This window comes from Youhaiella tibetensis (genome assembly GCF_008000755.1).
GTDB lineage: Bacteria > Pseudomonadota > Alphaproteobacteria > Rhizobiales > Devosiaceae > Paradevosia > Paradevosia tibetensis.
The window spans coordinates 684,479-702,074 of record NZ_CP041690.1; the positions used below are offsets into that span (position 1 = coordinate 684,479).

Genomic DNA, 17,596 nt, shown 5'->3' on the forward strand with positions numbered 1-17,596 from the left:
CGCAGCCTGCATCCGCTCGGAACGTTGCGCGGCTCCGACGAGCGCTCGTACGGCGTCGAGCCTCACCTCTCCCGCCATCGGCCGGTCTGCAATATCTGGATGAACCAAGCTCGCCATCGCGCCCTAGCGGTTAAGGCTGGTCTGCGCGGCGCTCGTCTCGCCGGCCAGGTGGTGTTCGCGCATAAGCGCGTCGATCGTGCCGTCCTCGACTAGCGCTTCGATCGCGTCCGCCAGCTCTTCCTTGAGGTAGGAATCGATGGTGCGGATGCCGATGCCGACCTGTGACGCACTGATGTTGAACGGCGCCGCGATCTGCCGGTAACCGGCCGCGGCGGGATCGCCCTTGGTGGCGAATTGCAGCGTCGGCTCCCAGATCACCCCCGAGGCGACCGTGCCGTCATCGAGCCGCTCGAGCAGTAGCGTGTTCTCGCCGTAGCCGAAGCGCTTCCAGCGCCGCGTCTCGGGGAGCGATTGCAGGTAGGTGATCAGGCTCGCGTCCCCCGCCGTGCCGAAGCGGCTGCCGATGGGGCGATCGGTCGGAATGTCCTCGAGCCGTTCGACCGTGGGGTCTTTGGTGATCAGGATGTTCTCGCCCACCAGGTAGGGGCGCGAGACGGTCAGCCAGTCCGGGTATCCGGCGGCGATCGAAAAGCCCATGAAGCCGTCGCACTGCTCGGCCATGAGGATATAGATTTGCTCGGCCGTATAGGAGAGAGCGGTGTCGAGCGGGCGCACCGGCGCGTTGGGCTCGATGTCGATGATCTTGACGTCCGTGAGCAGGATGTCGCCGATGGCCGAGGCCAGCGCGCGCTCGAACGGTGCCGTCATGGAAAGAGTGTTCACGCAGAGCGAAAAGCCGTCGCCCTGCTGGTGCAGCCGGTCCTCGAACAGTGGCCGGAAGCCTTCGATGTTCTGGGCCTGGGCGGCATGGGGCGCGAGCATCAGGAACGTTGCGGCCAGCGCCGTGGGCATCCGGGCAGTCATCGCCGTATTCGCCTTCGAGATGGTTCTGAACGGGGAGTGCCGGCGACGAAAGCGCCGCCGGCACGTTGATCGTGAAGCCTGGGCCTTACTTGGCTTCCGGCAGGGCGAAGACGTAGATGCCGTTGCCACCCTGGACCGCGTCCACGTTCGGAACGGCGGCCTTGAAGAAGCTGGTGCCGAGCGAACCACCGGCAACCACGGCGACGTACTGGCGTCCGTCGATCGAGTAGCTGGTGGTGTAGCCCGAGATCGCGCCCGGCAGGCGGGTCGACCAGACTTCCTTGCCGGTTGCCGCGTCGAGGGCGCGGAACACGCGGTCGGTGCTGCCCACGAACACGAGGTCGCCACCGGTGGTCATGACCGGGTCATAGAGGGCGGCGGTGGTCTCGAAGCTCCACTTGGTCTCGCCGGTGGCCAGGTCGATGGCGTCCACGCGGCCCATGTTGGTTTTGCCCGGAGCGAGCTTGACCGTGGCGTCGGTGTTGTAGACGTCGGCCGGGGTGGCTTCGGTGGTGCGTGCCGTCAGGTCGTAGCAGGCGTTGCTGAGCGGGATCACGTAGAGGTTGGACGCGGGCAGGTAGCCTGCCGACGGCCAGTCACGGCCACCCAGGAACGTCGGGCAGAAGTCGTAGTTCTTGCCGGGTTCCTTCAGGATCATGTCTTCGTTGACGGTGACCAGGCCCTTGTCGTCGATCGAGGCGACGGCATTCTGCGCCACGGTAGCCTTGGACCAGAAGTAGTCGCCGGTCTCGGCGTCGAACTGCCAGGCCACGCCGGTCTTGCACGGCACGCCCGTCAGCACCTTGCGGGTCTCGCCGCGCGGCAGCGTGGCGCCCACCGAGAACATGCCATCGGCGTCGGCATTCGGGTTGACGGTGGTCGAAACGACCATCATCTCGAACGTGCATTCCTGGTCCCAGTTGTCGCGGGGCAGGGTCTGGTGCTTCCAGACGACTTCACCGGTCTTGGGCTTCACCGCAAAGCGGGTATTGGTGCCCGCCAGGGTGCCGCCTTCGGTGCCGCGCTGGACTTCCGAGGCCGGGCCGGCGCCGGTCGAGCCGTAATAGACCAGGTCCAGTTCCGGATCGTAGGTGATCTGGCCCCAGGCGCCGGTCATCCAGCGGTTCTCGTAGGGCGCGCCGCCCCAGGTGTCGTCACCCTCTTCGCCCGGACGCGGGATGAAGGTGTTGCGCCACAGTTCTTCGCCCGATTCGGCGTCCGTGCCGGTCACATAGCAGCCGAAGCCGGAGAACTGGCAGGTCGAGCCGGCGATCACCACGCCATCGACCACGATCGGGCCGGAGGAGTTCGAGACGCCTTCTTCCACGCCCTGGCCGCGGTTGGTTTCCCAGGCGAGCTTGCCGGTCTTGGCGTCGAGCGCGACAACGAAGTTGTCCCAGGACACGAAGTAGACCTTGTCCCCGAAGAGCGCGATCGAGCGCTTGGCCTGGCCGAGCGAGTTGATGAACTTGGATGCTGGCGGCAGCTTGCGGCGGTATTCCCAGATAAGGTCGCCGGTCTTGCCGTCGATGGCCTGGATCACGTCGTTGGCGTTGCCCAGGTAGACCACGCCGTTATAGGCGATGGCCGCGCCTTCGTTGGAGCCCGGCTCCATGGTGCGCGACCAGGCGAGCTGGAGCTGGCCGACATTGTCCTTGTTGATCTGGTCGAGCGGGGTATAGCCCCAGCCCTGGTAGTTGCCGCGCAGGATCGGCCAGTTGGCCGAATTGGCTCCCGCGAGGTCGTCAGCCGTCACCGGTTTGAAATTCTCGATGGCGCTCTGGGCAGATGCCGCCTCGGTGGCGGCCCCATCGGCGTGCTGGGCGAATGCCGGCGCGCTCAGGGATGCGATCAGGGCAGTCGACAGGGCCAGCCCGACGACATTTTGCCGCAAACACTCAAATCTCATTGGTCACTCCCACTTGTTGAGTGACGCAACCCTTTAAGACTCGTGCGGTCGGGTGCCAGCGCCTGATGACCAATTTGGTACATAGGCTATTTGAGGAACATCAAGTCTTTGTAATTTATATGGAAAATCCGATTTTTGCCGCATGGCGAACACCTTCGGCCCACCGCTCCGGAGCGGCAGGCTGAAAGTGTTTCGGTGGCGTTGTGGAGCGTCGCTAGGCGGCGTTCCGGCGGCGCTTGGGCGAGCGCAGATGCACCAGCTCGCTCTCCATCTGGTCGGCCTCGCCGTCGCGGTACCGGCCCCAGCGGAAGCCGTTGGTGATCTCCTCGATGCGCTGCTTGCGCTTGTGGAAGTCCTCGATGGGCTCACCATCGAAGCGATTGCACTTGATCTCTCTCCACTGATGCATCTGGCAACTCCTGGACAAGGGCGCGCCTCCGATGCGCCCTGCCTCGATCTAGGCAGGCCAAGATTGGGAGAGGTTGAGAGGGGGGTTAGAATTTGGGAAGAGGGGGTGCGGCGGCTGCGCACACCGGGCGGTCGGCAAGTCACCAGGCGATGGACTTGCCATCCAGCGCCGCCACCAGCTTGGTGTCGTGCTCGTAGATATCCTTGCGGAAGTTGACCGTTCCGTCCTCCACCCAGGCCGTGAGGTACGTGATGTGGACGGGGAGCGGATTGGCCAGGGTCACCACGGTGTTGTCCCTGCTGTCCACCACCGCATCGATCTTGGCCGAGCTCCAGCCGGCCACCCCGCCATCGCGCAACACCGCATCGGCCAGCTCGAGGGGCCGCGACACGCGGATGCAGCCATGGCTGAAGGCGCGCTCCGCCCGTCCGAAGAGACTGCGCGAGGGCGTATCGTGCAGGTAGACGTCGTGGGCATTGGGGAACATGAACTTCACCCGTCCCAGCGCATTGCTCTCGCCCGGCCTCTGCCGCAGCTGGAACGGGAAGTTGCCGCTGCCGTAGCGCGTCCAGTCGATGGCGCGCAGGTCATAGGCCTGACCGCCCGCCACGGCCTCGAAGCCCTGTGCCGCCAGGCTCGAGGGATTGCTCTGCAGCTTGGGCAATTCCTCCTTGATGGCGATGCCGGTCGGCACGGTCCAATAGGGATTGAATTCGAGGTAACGGATGCTGTCCGAAAACACCGGCGTGCGGCTGTAGGGCTTGCCCACCACCACCGGCATGCGCTCGGCCACCGCGCCCGCTTCCACCCGCTTGAGCTCGAAGCCGGCGATATTGACCATCACATAGCGCGGTCCCAGGTCGCGCGGCATCCAGCGCCAGCGTTCCATCGCCAGCTCGATGCTGGCGATGCGCTCCTCGACCGGCACGTTGAGCGCGACCAGCGTCGCCGGGCCGACCACCCCATCCGCTTCCAGTCCGTGCCGCTTCTGGAAACGCTCGACCGCTTCCACCAGGGGCTGGTCGTAGAGCTGGGGATCATCGAGTGCCGGTTCGGCCGCGTCGGTAATGGCCAGTCGCGCGCGCAAGGCCGGCACGCGCGGGTCGATCGTTTCGGGCTTGAGCACATCGCCGAGCGGTACCGTGCCCCAGCCCCCATGGGCCGCCATCGCATGGTACTCGGCCAGCGCGTGCTTCAGCGCCCCGTATTCAGGGTCCGGCGGGGCCCAGGCATCGAGGAACCCTTTGATGTCCAGGGTCTGCGCCAGCTCGGAGAGCGCCTGGGCCTGGTCGATCTTGCGTCCCTGGATGAAGAAATTGGGGTCGACTTTTCCCGGCAGGAACCGCCCCACCGAAAGGTCCGAGGTATATTCGAGCAGCGCCGCAGAAAAGAAGAGCTCGATGATCCCCAGGCTGCGCAGGTCGGTCGAGTGCGCCACGTCGAGCAGTCGTCCCAGTTGCGCGCCCGGATAGTCGGCCGCGGTCAGCCCGTCCGATTCCGCATCCGCCAGCCGCGCGAGAAACTGCTCGCCGCGATTGGAATTGAGCCATAGCAGGTCGCCATTGGCGGCCTCGTAATAGGCCCGCAGCACCTCGCGCCGCTGCTTGATCGGCAGCGGCAGCCCGTCTTCGTTGGCCAGCAGGTCGATGATGTTGATGCGTACCGCCGCGACCTCGCGCGGTGTCTCCAGGATCTGCGCCTGCGCGGGCAGGGCGCCCGCCGCCAAGGCGAGCATCGCAACCATCAGCAGCGCGCGAAGGCTATTCCATGGGCGGCGCATAGAGGATCCCGCCTTCCAGCCAGAGTGCGTTGAGCCCGCGCGGTAGCGCCATGGGCGTATCCTCGCCCAGGTTGCGCGCGAAGATCTCCCCGTAATTGCCGACGCCCGCCAGGATGGTGCCGAGCCAGTTGGGCGTCAGCCCGAACGCCTTGGCCGCCGGGGCCCCCATTTCGATGAGGAAGGCGGTGGCATCGGTGCTCGATGTAGTGCTAGCCAGCTTGTTTTCCTCGGCGTCGATCAGCCCGAACAGCGTCCAGCGCACCAGGTTGATCCAGGTCGGATCGTCGTCGCGCACCACCGGCCCGAGCGGCTCCTTTGAGATGACGTCCTTGAGGATCACGTGGTCGTCCGGCTGCGCCAGCAGCGAGCGCTCCGCCGCCAGCGCCGAGCGGTCCGCCGTATAGGCGTCGCACTTGCCCTGTTCATAAGCCGCCCGCGCCTCGGGCCGCTCCTTGAAGGTGAGGAACGTCACCTTCAGTCCCGCGTGATCGAAATAGGCGGTGGCGTTGTCCTGGGTCGTCGTTCCGCTCACCACGCAGATGCGTGCACCGCCCAGTTCGAGCGAACTGGTGGCGCCGTAGAGCGCCGGCACCATGAACCCCTGGCCGTCGAAATAGCTTACGCCCACGAACTCGAGCGGCATGCCCACGTCCCGCGACATCGTCCAGGTGCTGTTCCGCGAGAGCAGGTCGATCTTCTTGTCGCCCAGCGCCGCGAACCGCTCCTCGGCCGAGAGCGGCACGTATTGCACCTTGGTGCCGTCGCCGAAGATCGCCAGCGCCACGGCCTTGCAGAAATCGACATCGAACCCGTCCCAGGTGCCGTCCGCGCTCTTTTCGGAAAAGCCTCGCAGGCCCTCGCTGACGCCGCAGACCAGCTCCCCGCGCGCTCGCACCTCGCTCAGGGTGTCCGCCCTGGCCGCACCGGCGCCACCCAGCGTGGCGGCGGCAAGCAGCAGCGGTAGCGCAAGCCGTCCGATTGATATCGCCATGCGAACATCCATCCTGCTCAAGCTTTCGTGCACGATAGCATTCGCGCCGCAACTGGCAAGACTTTGTACCGCCCAAGAAAAACGGCCGCTGCACAAGCAGCGGCCGCATCGCTTTCGCCATGAACCGGCGCGCTTACTTCTCGATGGTCACGCCCGAGAAATACGGCTGGTTGAGCGCCGAGCGCCAGAAGCCTTTCACATAGGGCTTCATCATCATGTAGTTGTTGCGGTGGTACTGCGGCAGGATCACGTGGTCGTTCATCATGATCGCCTCGGCCTTGCGCATGTCGTCCAGCGACACCTTCTCGTCATTGGTGGCCTTGGAGTCCTCGATCAGCTTGTCGTAATCGGGGTTCGACCAGTTGGCGAGGTTGTTGGGGCTGCCGGTGACGAAGTTCTCGAGGAACGTCATCGGGTGCGGATAGTCGGCGCCCCAGCCCATCTGGGCGATCTGGTACTCGACCTTCTGCACTTCCGGATAGAACACCTGCCACTCGGACGCCTGGATCTTGACGTCGATGTTGAGGTTCTTCTTCCACATCTGCTGGATGGCTTCGAGAAGCTTTTCGATCGGCGGGGACGAATAGGTCATGAAGACCGTCGCCGGGAAGCCTTCCCCGTTGGGGTAGCCGGCGTCCGCCAGCAGCTTCTGCGCACCCTCGACGTCAGCCGTCGTGGAGAGACCGAAATTGTCGGTGCCGTCACGGAAGTCCTCGCCCGCCAGGGTCATTCCCGGGGGGACGAGCGCGATGGCCGGCTGGTCGGCCGACTGCAGCACGAACTCGACGATCTCCTCGCGGTCGATCGCCATCGAGAGTGCCTGGCGCACGCGCACGTCGTCGAGCGGCTTCTGGTGCGGGTTGAAGAACGCATAGGTGGTGCCGAGTGCCGGCACGACCATGAAGCCGTTACCCTCCTCGGACGAGAGGCGCGGAATCTCGGGAGCCGGAACCGCCTCGATGCCGTCGACATCGCCCGCCTCGTAGGCGGCGAGCGCCGTCGCCTGCTCGGGGATCAGTCGCAGCGTCACCTTGTCGAGCGAGACATTGGCCGCGTCGTAATAGTTCGGGTTCTTTTCGAGAACGATGGATTCGCCGAACTTCATCGCCGACACGCGGAAGGGGCCGGTGCCGATATAGGTCTCGGGCTTGCGCGTCCAGCCATCCGGATCGGCCGAGACGATATCCTCGCGCACCGGGTAGAACACCGAGAACGGCAGGATCTGCATGAGGTAGGGCAGGCGCTGCTTGAGCGTGAAGCTCAGCGTCTTGTCGTCGACCGCCTTGACCTGCAGCCCCGATTCCTTGGAGGGATCGTTGAAGAACTCCTCGGCGCCGGCGATTGCGTAAAGGATCGGCGCATTCTTGGCGCCTGCGGCCGGGGTGAGCACGCGCTTCCAGGCATAGACGAAGTCGCCCGCAGTCACCGGCTTGCCGTCCGACCACTTGGCGTCATCGCGCAGGTGGAACGTATAGGTGAGGCCGTCCTCGGACACTTCCCACTTTTCGGCCAGGGCCGGCACCACGCTGCCGTCCTCGGCGAACTTGACGAGGCCCTCGAAGCTGTTGCCGATCACCGGCAGCGCGAAGGTCTCGGCCGTGGTCGAGGGGTCAAACTGGGCGCTTTCGTTGTTGACCACATAGGTCAATTCGCCCGCGGCCCAGGCCGGTGCAGCGGTGGCCAGCAGGGCTGCCGTCATGAGCGGCAGCAAACGTTTCATCATCTGTCTCTCTCCTTGTTCAAAGTGTCGTGCCGCCTCCCTCAGGCGGATCTCGGGGTCCTTCCGGACCTTATGTCTTCGGCATAATGGCAGGCGGCCGAATGGCCCTCGCCAAGCTCGCGCAGCGGCGGCTCCTGCCGGGCGCAGAGTTCGGTGGCAAACGGACACCGCGTCCGGAACCGGCAGCCCGATGGCAGGTCGATCGGGCTGGGTATCTCCCCCGTCATCGGCGCCGCGTCGCCGCGCGCCTCGGGGTCGGCCACCGGAATGGAGGCGAGCAGCGCCTGCGTGTAGGGGTGGGACGGGCGCGCATAGAGCGCATCGTTCGGCGCCAGCTCCACGATCTTGCCCAGATACATCACCCCGATCCGGTCCGAGATATGCCGGACCATGGAAAGGTCGTGGGTGATGAAGAGATAGGTCAGCCCCAGCTCGTCCTGCAGGTCCTCGAGCATGTTGACCACCTGCGCCTGGATCGAGACGTCCAGCGCCGAGATCGGCTCGTCGCACACCACCAGTTCCGGGTTGAGCGCGATGGCGCGCGCAATGCCGATGCGCTGGCGCTGCCCGCCCGAAAACTCGTGCGGAAACCGCATGCCGTGGTCGCGCGTCAGCCCCACGCGCTCTAGCAGTTCGTCCACCCGCCGCATCCGGCTTTCCGCCGTGCCGACCTTGGCGATCTCCAGCGGCTCGGCGATGAGATCCCTCACCGTCATGCGCCCGTTGAGCGAGGCATAGGGGTCCTGGAAGATCATCTGCATGCGCCGCCGGAACGGCATCAGCGCCCGCTCCGAGAGCCGGGCGATATCCTCGCCCTCGAACAGCATCTCTCCCGAAGTCGGCTCGTAGAGGCGGATCAGCGTGCGCGCCAGCGTAGACTTCCCGCACCCGCTCTCGCCCACCAGCCCCAGCGTTTCGCCGCGCCGGATTTCGAGATCGACGCCGTCGACCGCGCGCAGCACCGGCTTGGGCTTGAGGAATTCGCCCGGCAGCGAAAAATGCTTGGTCAGCCCCCTGATCTCCACCAGCGGCTTCGAGCTTGCCTCGTTCATCGCACCGCCTCCAGCTCGCCGGTGACCTTCGGCGCTTCGGGGTGATGCAGCCAGCACCGCGCATCATGCTCGGTGCCGATATCGAAGAGCGGCGGCATTGCTGCCTCGCATTGCAGCATCGCCTGCGGGCAGCGCGGTGCGAAGGGGCACCCCTTGGGCGGCCGCAGCATGTCGGGTGGCGAGCCCGGAATTGGAGTCAACCGCGCATGCATGCCTTCGCGCAGCTTGGGGATCGAGGCCAGAAGCCCGCGCGTATAGGGGTGGGATGGTCGCGCGAAGACTTCGCGCACCAGCCCCTGTTCCATGGCCATGCCGCCATACATTACCAGCACCCGGTCGGTAACCTCGGCGATGACGCCCAGGTCATGGGTGATGAGGATCACCGCCATCCCCAGTCGGGATTGCAATTCCTTGAGCAGCGCCAGGATCTGGCGCTGGATGGTGACGTCGAGCGCCGTCGTCGGTTCGTCCGCGATCAGAAGCTTGGGGTCGCACGAAAGCGCCATCGCGATCATCACGCGCTGGCGCATGCCGCCCGAGAACTGGTGCGGATAGGCCTTGAGCCGTGCGGCCGCATTGGGAATGCGCACCAGCTCGAAGAGCTCGATAGCTCGCTGCCGGGCCTCCGCGCGCGTTACCTTGCGGTGCCGCAGGATCGTCTCCATCACCTGCTCGCCCACGCTCAGCGTCGGGTTGAGCGAGGTCATCGGGTCCTGGAAGATCATGGCGATCTCGTTGCCGCGCAACTGCCGCAGGTCCTCGTCGTCAAGCTTGAGGAGATCACGCCCCTCGAACAGCGCTTCGCCCCCGATGACGCGCCCGGCGCTCTTGAGCAGCCGCAACACGCTCATGCAGGTGATCGACTTGCCCGAGCCGCTTTCACCCACGATGCCGAGGATTTCGCCCGGCCGCACGTCGAACGACACGCCGCGCACGGCCTGCACTTCGCCGCGGGAGGTAAAGAAGCTGGTCTTGAGGTCGCGAACGCTCAGCAGGCTCATTTGCGCAGCCTCGGGTCGAGCGCGTCGCGCAGGCCGTCGCCCAGGAAGTTGAAGGCGAACATGGTCAGGCTGATCGCCGCCGCCGGGAAGAAGAGCTGGTAGGGATAGGCGCGCAGCGTCTCGACCGCTTCGCTCGTCAGCGTGCCCCAGCTTGCCTGCGGCGGGGTCACGCCCAGTCCGATAAAGCTCATGAAGCTCTCGATGAAGATGGCGCTGGGGATGAGCATGGTGAGGGTCACGAGGATCGGCCCGATGGTGTTGGGCAGGAGGTGCCGTGTGAGGATACGCCCGGTCGAAGCCCCCATCGTCCGTGCGGCCGCCACGTAGTCCTGTTCCTTGAGCGTCAGGATCTGCCCGCGCACGATCCGCGCCATGTCGACCCAATAGACCGTGCCGATGGCGAGCACGACCGAGAAGAACCCGGAATTGAGCACCACCATCATCAGGATCACGTAGAGCGTGAGCGGAATGGTCGAGATCACCTCGACGATCCGCATCATGACGAGGTCGACCCGCCCGCCCAGATATCCCGAAATGCCGCCATAGAAGACCCCGATGAAGAAGTTCACCAGCGTCGCCACGAACGCCACCGTCAGCGAGATGCGTGCGCCATAGAGCTGGCGCGCCAGCACGTCGCGCCCGAGCTGGTCGGTGCCAAAAAGGTTGGAGCGGTTCCATTGCCAGCCGGTCGGCTCCAGCGGCGTCCCGTCGAGCGTCAGCGTCTGCTTGGCGGTGTCGAGGATCAGCGTCTCGTCGCCGAACTTGAACTGCTGCTGCTTCTTGATCAGGTCCTTCTTGCTCGCCCGCAGCAGCCCTTCGATCTCGCCTTCCGGGGAAACTTCATAGAGGTTGAAATTGCCCGAGTTGAAGAAGAAGCGCGTGTCGCCGACCTCATAGGTCTGGAACACCGGCGGGATGTTGGCGAACTTGAGGTTCTGGTCGTAGTAATTGTGCGGCGAGACCATCGGCCCGAAGATCGCCGCCAGCACCAGCACGATGATGAAGCCCAGCCCCAGCATGGCCGGACGGTTCTGCCAGAGCCGCTGGCGCACGTCCTGCCAGTAGGTGAGGCTGGGGGCCGCGATATATTCGGCCTGCGCCGCGTCGCGCCTGGCCGGAGCCCACATGTCCGGAGCGATATCGGTCATTTCCCGCGCGCTCCGTATTTGATGCGTGGATCGAGCAGCAGATAGAGCATGTCCACGATGAAGATCATGATCATCAGGATCGCCGCATAGAAGATCGTGATGCCCATGATGGCCGTATAGTCGCGATTGGTGATCGAGAGCACGAAGTGCCGCCCGATCCCCGGCAGTGCGAAGATCTGCTCGATGACGAACGAGCCCGTGAGCAGGTTCGCCGTCACCGGCCCCAGCACCGTCACCACCGGGATCAGCGAATTGCGCAGGCCGTGCTTGAACAGCACCTGGCCGCGCTTGAGCCCCTTGGCCTTGGCGGTGGTCATGTAGTCCTGGTCGAGCGTTTCGAGCAGGCTCGACCGCGACAGCCGCGCGATGAACGAGATCCAGAACCCCGAAAGCGCGAAGACCGGCAGCAGATAGCCGCGCCAGTCATCGAGCCCGAAGGTCGGCACCCAGCCGAGCCGCAGTGCGAACACATAGAGCGCAATGGTCGCGATCACGTAGGAGGGCACCGCCACCCCGACCGTGGCGATCACCATCACCAGCGTATCGGGCCAGCGGTTGCGGTTGAGCGCGGCCACCACGCCCAGCGGCACGCCGAGCGCCACCACGCAGATCAGCGCGAAAAAGCCCACTTTGGCCGTAACCGGCAGGCCTTCCATGATGATCTGGTTGACGCTCATCCCCGCATATTTGAACGAGGGGCCCAGATCGAGCGTCAGCACGCCCTTGAGGTAGTTGAGATATTGCAGCCAGAGCGGATCATCGAGGTGATACTTGGCGTTGAGCGCCGCCTGGATTTCAGGCTGCATCATCTTCTCGGACGTGAAAGGCCCGCCCGGCACCGCATGCATGAGGAAAAAGGTGAGGGTGACGATCGCCAGGAGCGTCACGAGCATCAGGCCAAGGCGCTGGAGTACATAACCGGTCATCGTGACCCGCCAATCTGCCTAACGCCGTCCAAATCCAAACTCGCCCCTGTAGCCCTAACTCATCACAGCATCTAAATTTTTTTGATGCAACAAAACTTTTTTGCTGTGATGTCGTTATCAGGGGAATGGTGTTTCAAATAGTGAACGCGCTGCGCAGGATAAGGAAACAGGCCATCGCCGGCACCACCAATTGCTCGACCAGTGCCACCCGCTCGGGCCCGTAATAGTGCTCGGCATCGAGCAGGTTGACCGAGCCCAGCATCTTGCCACCCGCCACCACCGGCATGTTGATCGCCGATCCGCAACCGAGTGACTTGATCAGGTCGAGGTCAGGGAAGTCGCCTTCCATCTCCTTGAGCGAATTGGCGACATAGGTCTTGCGATCCCTGGTCATCGCTTCGTAGTTCGCATCGAACACGATCGGCTTGGTGCCCAGGATCGGGTAAGCCGCCTCGTCGCTCGAATAGACCCGCCGCACATAGCCAGCATCGGGATTGTCGGCGGTCATGGTGAAGAGCTTGACCCCCACCGTCTCCTTGGCCAGCCGATGCAACGCACGCCCCACGTCCCGTTCGGTTTCATAGGCGGCAAGGGCATCTTCAAATCGCTTGAGCGCAGCGAAATCCATGAGACGAATCCAGTGGTTGAGAACGGCGCCAACATACAGCAACCCACAGCCCTGACCAGCGGGCCCGGCTTCGCCGGCTTCCGGATCAAATCCGGTCAAGAAACGGTAGGTCGCCGTTCCCCCTCATGGGGGAATAGAGGTGGGGGTGATCCCCGGCACCATCACCCCGCTTGCCTCCAGCCCTCAAAACCTGCCACATCCCACCACCCGCCACCGGAACCTGCCGCCGTGCCCTCCAATCTTGCCCGCCACTTCCTCCTCTTCGAGGATGTCCTCTTCCTCAACCACGGTTCCTTCGGCGCCTGCCCGCGTCCGGTCTTTGAGACCTACCAGTCCATCCAGCGCGAGCTTGAGTCCCAGCCGGTCGCCTTTCTCGGGCGCGAACTGACCGAACGCCTGCGCGTGCCCCGCGTCGAACTCGCCGCCTATCTCGGCACCAGCCCCGAAAACCTCGTAGGCGTCGTCAACGCCACCACGGGCCTCAACATCGTGGCGCAGTCGCTCGACCTGCAGCCGGGCGATGAAATCCTGACCACCGACCACGAATACTCCGCCCTCGAAAAGACCTGGGCCTACGTCACCGGCAAGACCGGTGCCCGCATCGTCACCGTCGATGTTCCCATGCCGCTGGTTTCCGAGGAGGCCTTCACCGACGCCCTGCGCGCCGGCATCACCGAGCGCACCCGCGTGCTCTTCCTCTCCCACATCACCTCGCCGACCGCACTGGTCTTCCCGATCGAGCGCATCGTCGCCGAGGCGCGCAGCCGTGGTATCGTCTCCGTCATCGATGGCGCGCACACTCCCGGTCACATCCCTCTCGATCTCGATGCCCTAGGCGCCGATTTCTATTCGGGCAACTGCCACAAGTGGCTCATGACGCCCAAGGGCTCGGCCTTCCTCTATGCCCGGCCCGAAATGCAGGATCGCCTCGATCCGCTCGTCGTCAGCCATGGCTGGACCGCCCAGTCCCGGCAGCCCGGCGCCAGGGGCGCCTTCGGTAATTCGCCCTTCATTGACGAGATCGAGATGCAGGGCACGCGAGATCCCTCCGCCTGGCTCGCCGTCCCCTCGGCGCTCGCCTTCCGGCGCGAGCACGATTGGGACGCCGTGACGCGCGCCTGCACGTCCCTCGCCCAGGAGACCGCCGCGCGCCTTTGCGCGCTCACGGGCCTCGAGCCTCTATCCGCGTCCGAATTCTGCGCGCCACAGATGGTCGCCATGCCCATCCCCGATTGCGATCCTCTCGTCATCCACGACGCGCTGCTTGAGCGCTATGCCATCGAAATTCCGGTGTTCAAGTGGAAGCAGCAGTCCATCGTCCGCGTCTCGGTTCAGGGCTATAATTCCCGCGAACAGATGGACGTCCTGATCGATGCGCTGACGGAGCTGCTGGATCTGGTTCAGGCTCCGTCCAGGATGCGTTCGTAATCCGTTCGCCGATACGGCGGCTTTACTGCAGAAGTCCCAATTTGGGTCACCCGTCGCCCTCTGCTATCAGTGGGGCGACAAGAGATTCGTTTCGCCCATGCTCGCCTCCGCCCCGCTGAAAGATCCCGCCGACGTCCTGCGTGAAGTCTTCGGCCACGCCGCCTTTCGCGGCCAGCAGGAGGATGTCGTGCGCCACGTCACCGGCGGCGGCGACGCGGTGGTGCTCTTTCCCACCGGCGCCGGAAAGTCCGCCTGCTACCAGATCCCCGCTCTCTGCCGGGCCGGCACCGGCATCGTCATTTCCCCCCTCATCGCCCTGATGCGCGATCAGGTCGAGGCCTTGCGCCAGGCCGGTGTCCGCGCCGCCGCGCTTAATTCGGCCCTCTCCCAGGACGAGGCTTTCGACGTGCGTCGCCGGCTCCGGCAGGGCGAACTCGACCTGCTTTACGTCACGCCCGAACGCCTTGCCACGCCCGGCTTCCGCCAGCTCCTTTCCGAATCCGACATCGCGCTCTTCGCCATCGACGAGGCTCATTGCGTGAGCCAGTGGGGGCACGATTTCCGCCCGGAATACAGGGAGTTGGCGATCCTCGCCGAGCTCTTCCCCTCGGTCCCGCGCATCGCCCTCACCGCCACAGCCGATCCCACGACCCGCGCCGACATCATCGAGAAGCTGGCGCTGGACGAAGCGCGTGTCTTCACCACGAGCTTCGATCGCCCCAACATCAGCTACACCATTGTCGAGCGCGACAATCCGCGCCGCCAGCTCCTGGCTTTCCTCGCTGGCCACAAGGGCAATTCCGGCATCGTCTATTGCCTGTCGCGTAACAAGGTCGATGAAACCGCCGAATGGCTCAACGGGCAGGGCATCCGCGCCTTGCCCTATCACGCCGGCATGAACGCCGACGCCCGCGCCGCCAACCAGGATGCCTTCCTCAACGACGACGGCCTCTGCCTCGTCGCCACCGTCGCCTTCGGCATGGGCATCGACAAGCCCGACGTGCGCTACGTCGCCCATCTCGACCTGCCGTCTTCGGTCGAAGCCTACTACCAGGAAACAGGCCGCGCCGGTCGCGACGGCCTGCCGTCGGACGCCTGGATGAGCTACGGCATGGCCGATGTCGTCCAGCGTCGCCGCATGATCGATGAAGGCGGCGCCCCCGAGGAAATCAAGCGCATCGAGCGCGGCAAGCTCAACGCCCTTCTCGGCATCTGCGAGACCGCGTCCTGCCGCCGCCAGGCCATTCTCGCCCATTTCGGCGAGACCCATGGGGGCAATTGCGGCAACTGCGATACCTGCCGGTCCCCCGTCGCCACCTGGGATGGCACCGACGCCGCCGTCAAGGCGCTTGCCGCCATCTTCCGCACCGGCCAGCGCTTTGGCGCCGGCCATATCGTCGATGTGCTCGTCGGCAAGGAAACCGAAAAGGTCACCCGCTTCGGTCACCACACCCAGAAGGTCTTCGGCGCAGGCAAGGACCTCGATGCCCGGACCTGGCAATCGGTCCTGCGCCAGCTCACCGCCTCCGGCTTCATCCTCATCGATCACGAAGCGCATGGCGCCCTGACCCTGAGCGAAGAAGCGCGCCCAGTCTTCCGCGGCGAGCGCAAGGTCACCTTCCGGCAGGATCGGCCCAAGAAGGCCGCCGATGTCCGTCGCTCGCTCCGGTCCACGGTCTTCGACATGCCACCCGAAGCAGCCTCGCTCTTTGACGCCCTGCGCGCCGAGCGCCTGCGTCTGGCCAAGCTCCAGGGCGTGCCGCCCTATGTGGTCTTCCATGACTCGACCCTCCAGGCCATGGCCCTGGTCCGCCCCGGTTCGATTTCGGACCTGGGCGTCCTGCCCGGCGTCGGCCACTCCAAGCTCGAACGCTATGGCGAGGCCTTCCTCGCGGTGATCGCCAACCACGCCGCTTGACAGCCCTCTGCTCGCAGCCGCCTAGTTGCTGTGGGAGGGTCAGATGGCATTCAAACCTGAGACGAACCTGGAAACCCATCGGGTTTTCAACCAGCCCGAGCCGCGCGAAAGCCTGGCGCTCTGGGCCGAGGACGCTCCCCTGCGCCAGACCGTCGAGCGCCTGGCTCCCGCCCATGCTGGCCATGTCGCCGGTTTCGCCGCCACCGTCGGCGCCAGCGAGTCTCTGCTTGAGGCGCGCCAGGCCAACCGTTGCCCGCCCGAGCTGAAAACCTTCGATCGCGCCGGCCGTCGACTCGACGAAGTCGAATTCCACCCCGCCTATCACGAACTCATGCGCAAGGGGCTGGAGGGCGGCTATAGCGCCCTTGCCTGGACCGCCGGAGATACCGGCGGCCACCTTGCCCATGCCGCCATGGTCTATCTTCTCACCCAGGTCGAGCCGGGCGTCTGCTGCCCCATGACCATGACCTATGCCGCCATCCCTGCGCTGGCGGCCGCGCCCGACCTTGCGGCCCGGTGGCGCCCCGGCCTCACCTCCGCCCGCTACGATCCCGCCGTGCTCCCGGCCCACGAGAAGGCCGGCCTCACCATCGGCATGGCCATGACCGAAAAGCAGGGAGGATCGGACCTGCGGGCCAACCAGACCCGTGCCGAACGCGACGGCTCCGGCTATCGCCTTTTCGGCCACAAATGGTTCTGCTCGGCCCCCATGTCGGACGCCTTCCTCACCCTTGCCCAGACCGGCGAGGGGCTCACCTGCTTCCTCGTGCCGCGCTGGCAGCCCGACGACACCCGCAACGCCATCCACCTGATGCGCCTCAAGGACAAGCTCGGCAACCGCGCCAACGCCTCCGCCGAGATCGAATATCATGGCGCCTGGGCCGAGCGCGTCGGCGAGCCGGGCAGGGGCGTTCCCACCATCATCGAGATGGTCCACCACACCCGCCTGGATACCGCCATGGCACCGGCCGGCCTCATGCGTCGCGCCCTCTCGGAGGCCGCCTGGTGGGCGCGTAACCGCATGGCCTTCGGCATGCCGCTCGTCGAGCAACCGCTGATGCGGTCTGTGCTCACGGACCTGACGCTCGACTGGCTGGGTTCGCTCGCCATCGGCCTGCGCGTGGCCCAGTCCTTCGATGCCGCCAGCGACAGCGAGCGCGCCTTTGCCCGCCTTGCGGTGGCCCTTGCCAAATACTGGTCCAACAAGCGCTGCCCGGCCTTCGTGGCCGAAGCCATGGAATGCCTCGGCGGCTCGGGCTACGTCGAGGAAGGGCCGATGCCCTGGCTCTATCGTGAGGCGCCTCTCAATGCCATCTGGGAGGGTTCTGGCAACATCGTGTGCCTCGACGTCCTGCGCACCATCCGCAAGCAACCCGAAGCTCTCGACGCCCTGGCTGCCGAACTTGCGGCAGCCCGTGGTGCCGACCGCCGGTTCGATGCCGCGCTCGATGCGACCCTGGCTCGCTACTCGACCGGCGTCCAGGACGAGGAAGCCCGCCATTTCGTCGAGCGGCTGGCTCTCCTGCTGCAGGCGAGCCTGCTGCTGCGTCACGGTGATCAGCTCGCCGCCTCAGCCTTCATCCGCACGCGCCTCGATGGCGAATGGGGACGCACTTTCGGCACCTTGCCGGAGGGCATCGACGCGGCGCGTCTTGTCGCTATGATCTGACATACAAGAACGATTCCTCAAGAGAGTCGCTGA

14 protein-coding genes are annotated in these 17,596 nt (G+C 65.2%); 3 read left to right on the forward strand and 11 right to left on the reverse strand.

What is annotated here, in order from left to right:
- Positions 1–123: 123 nt before the first annotated feature.
- The 11 genes from FNA67_RS03365 to FNA67_RS03415 form a co-directional block, all read right to left on the reverse strand.
- Entirely contained in the window at positions 124–984 is an 861-nt protein-coding gene (locus FNA67_RS03365; RefSeq protein WP_147655075.1) for a substrate-binding periplasmic protein, read from the reverse strand.
- Between the two features lie 85 nt (positions 985–1,069).
- Positions 1,070–2,893: a pyrroloquinoline quinone-dependent dehydrogenase gene (locus FNA67_RS03370; RefSeq protein WP_082202394.1), complete on the reverse strand. Its 1,824-nt coding sequence runs from the start codon at positions 2,891–2,893 to the stop codon at positions 1,070–1,072.
- A gap of 214 nt (positions 2,894–3,107) precedes the next feature.
- Positions 3,108–3,302, reverse strand: a complete 195-nt coding sequence (locus FNA67_RS03375; RefSeq protein WP_049707710.1) for a hypothetical protein — start codon at positions 3,300–3,302, stop codon at positions 3,108–3,110.
- Between the two features lie 139 nt (positions 3,303–3,441).
- On the reverse strand, positions 3,442–5,046 hold the full coding sequence (locus FNA67_RS03380; protein ID WP_170267195.1) for a L,D-transpeptidase family protein: 1,605 nt from the start codon (positions 5,044–5,046) through the stop codon (positions 3,442–3,444).
- A 16-nt stretch (positions 5,047–5,062) separates the two neighbouring features.
- On the reverse strand, positions 5,063–6,073 hold the full coding sequence (locus FNA67_RS03385) for an amino acid ABC transporter substrate-binding protein (protein ID WP_147655077.1): 1,011 nt from the start codon (positions 6,071–6,073) through the stop codon (positions 5,063–5,065).
- A gap of 133 nt (positions 6,074–6,206) precedes the next feature.
- Positions 6,207–7,796, reverse strand: a complete 1,590-nt coding sequence (locus FNA67_RS03390; protein ID WP_147655078.1) for a peptide ABC transporter substrate-binding protein — start codon at positions 7,794–7,796, stop codon at positions 6,207–6,209.
- A gap of 38 nt (positions 7,797–7,834) precedes the next feature.
- Positions 7,835–8,845 carry an ABC transporter ATP-binding protein gene (locus tag FNA67_RS03395; protein ID WP_147655079.1) on the reverse strand — a complete coding sequence of 337 codons (1,011 nt, stop codon included), beginning with the start codon at positions 8,843–8,845 and terminating at the stop codon, positions 7,835–7,837.
- On the reverse strand, positions 8,842–9,846 hold the full coding sequence (locus FNA67_RS03400; protein WP_147655080.1) for an ABC transporter ATP-binding protein: 1,005 nt from the start codon (positions 9,844–9,846) through the stop codon (positions 8,842–8,844). Before FNA67_RS03400 ends, FNA67_RS03395 begins: the two co-directional genes overlap by 4 nt.
- Positions 9,843–10,994, reverse strand: coding sequence for an ABC transporter permease (locus FNA67_RS03405; RefSeq protein ID WP_210246428.1), 1,152 nt, complete (start codon positions 10,992–10,994; stop codon positions 9,843–9,845). The genes FNA67_RS03400 and FNA67_RS03405 overlap by 4 nt, the downstream gene beginning before the upstream one ends.
- Complete coding sequence (locus FNA67_RS03410; protein ID WP_049707714.1) at positions 10,991–11,920, reverse strand: ABC transporter permease; 930 nt, start codon at positions 11,918–11,920, stop codon at positions 10,991–10,993. Before FNA67_RS03410 ends, FNA67_RS03405 begins: the two co-directional genes overlap by 4 nt.
- 133 nt (positions 11,921–12,053) lie before the next feature.
- On the reverse strand, positions 12,054–12,548 hold the full coding sequence (locus FNA67_RS03415) for a GAF domain-containing protein (protein ID WP_053168193.1): 495 nt from the start codon (positions 12,546–12,548) through the stop codon (positions 12,054–12,056).
- A 228-nt stretch (positions 12,549–12,776) separates the two neighbouring features.
- Here FNA67_RS03415 and FNA67_RS03420 point away from each other — a divergent pair, with 228 nt between their 5' ends.
- The 3 genes from FNA67_RS03420 to FNA67_RS03430 all read left to right on the forward strand — a co-directional run bounded on the left by FNA67_RS03420 (position 12,777) and on the right by FNA67_RS03430 (position 17,563).
- A complete protein-coding gene (locus FNA67_RS03420) occupies positions 12,777–13,976 on the forward strand; it encodes an aminotransferase class V-fold PLP-dependent enzyme (RefSeq protein ID WP_210246429.1) in 1,200 nt (399 codons plus the stop codon).
- A 97-nt stretch (positions 13,977–14,073) separates the two neighbouring features.
- A complete protein-coding gene (gene recQ / locus FNA67_RS03425) occupies positions 14,074–15,894 on the forward strand; it encodes a DNA helicase RecQ (protein ID WP_049707716.1) in 1,821 nt (606 codons plus the stop codon).
- A 43-nt stretch (positions 15,895–15,937) separates the two neighbouring features.
- Positions 15,938–17,563, forward strand: a complete 1,626-nt coding sequence (locus FNA67_RS03430) for an acyl-CoA dehydrogenase family protein (RefSeq protein ID WP_147655082.1) — start codon at positions 15,938–15,940, stop codon at positions 17,561–17,563.
- Positions 17,564–17,596 lie beyond the last annotated feature (33 nt).

Coding starts and splice junctions, on each gene's coding strand:
- FNA67_RS03365 (WP_147655075.1), bottom strand. CDS start 984: ATGACTGCCCGGATGCCCACGGCGCTGGCCGCAACGTTCCTGATGCTC.
- FNA67_RS03370 (WP_082202394.1), bottom strand. CDS start 2,893: ATGAGATTTGAGTGTTTGCGGCAAAATGTCGTCGGGCTGGCCCTGTCG.
- FNA67_RS03375 (WP_049707710.1), bottom strand. CDS start 3,302: ATGCATCAGTGGAGAGAGATCAAGTGCAATCGCTTCGATGGTGAGCCC.
- FNA67_RS03380 (WP_170267195.1), bottom strand. CDS start 5,046: ATGGTTGCGATGCTCGCCTTGGCGGCGGGCGCCCTGCCCGCGCAGGCG.
- FNA67_RS03385 (WP_147655077.1), bottom strand. CDS start 6,073: ATGGCGATATCAATCGGACGGCTTGCGCTACCGCTGCTGCTTGCCGCC.
- FNA67_RS03390 (WP_147655078.1), bottom strand. CDS start 7,796: ATGATGAAACGTTTGCTGCCGCTCATGACGGCAGCCCTGCTGGCCACC.
- FNA67_RS03395 (WP_147655079.1), bottom strand. CDS start 8,845: ATGAACGAGGCAAGCTCGAAGCCGCTGGTGGAGATCAGGGGGCTGACC.
- FNA67_RS03400 (WP_147655080.1), bottom strand. CDS start 9,846: ATGAGCCTGCTGAGCGTTCGCGACCTCAAGACCAGCTTCTTTACCTCC.
- FNA67_RS03405 (WP_210246428.1), bottom strand. CDS start 10,994: ATGACCGATATCGCTCCGGACATGTGGGCTCCGGCCAGGCGCGACGCG.
- FNA67_RS03410 (WP_049707714.1), bottom strand. CDS start 11,920: ATGACCGGTTATGTACTCCAGCGCCTTGGCCTGATGCTCGTGACGCTC.
- FNA67_RS03415 (WP_053168193.1), bottom strand. CDS start 12,548: ATGGATTTCGCTGCGCTCAAGCGATTTGAAGATGCCCTTGCCGCCTAT.
- recQ (WP_049707716.1), top strand. CDS start 14,074: ATGCTCGCCTCCGCCCCGCTGAAAGATCCCGCCGACGTCCTGCGTGAA.
- FNA67_RS03430 (WP_147655082.1), top strand. CDS start 15,938: ATGGCATTCAAACCTGAGACGAACCTGGAAACCCATCGGGTTTTCAAC.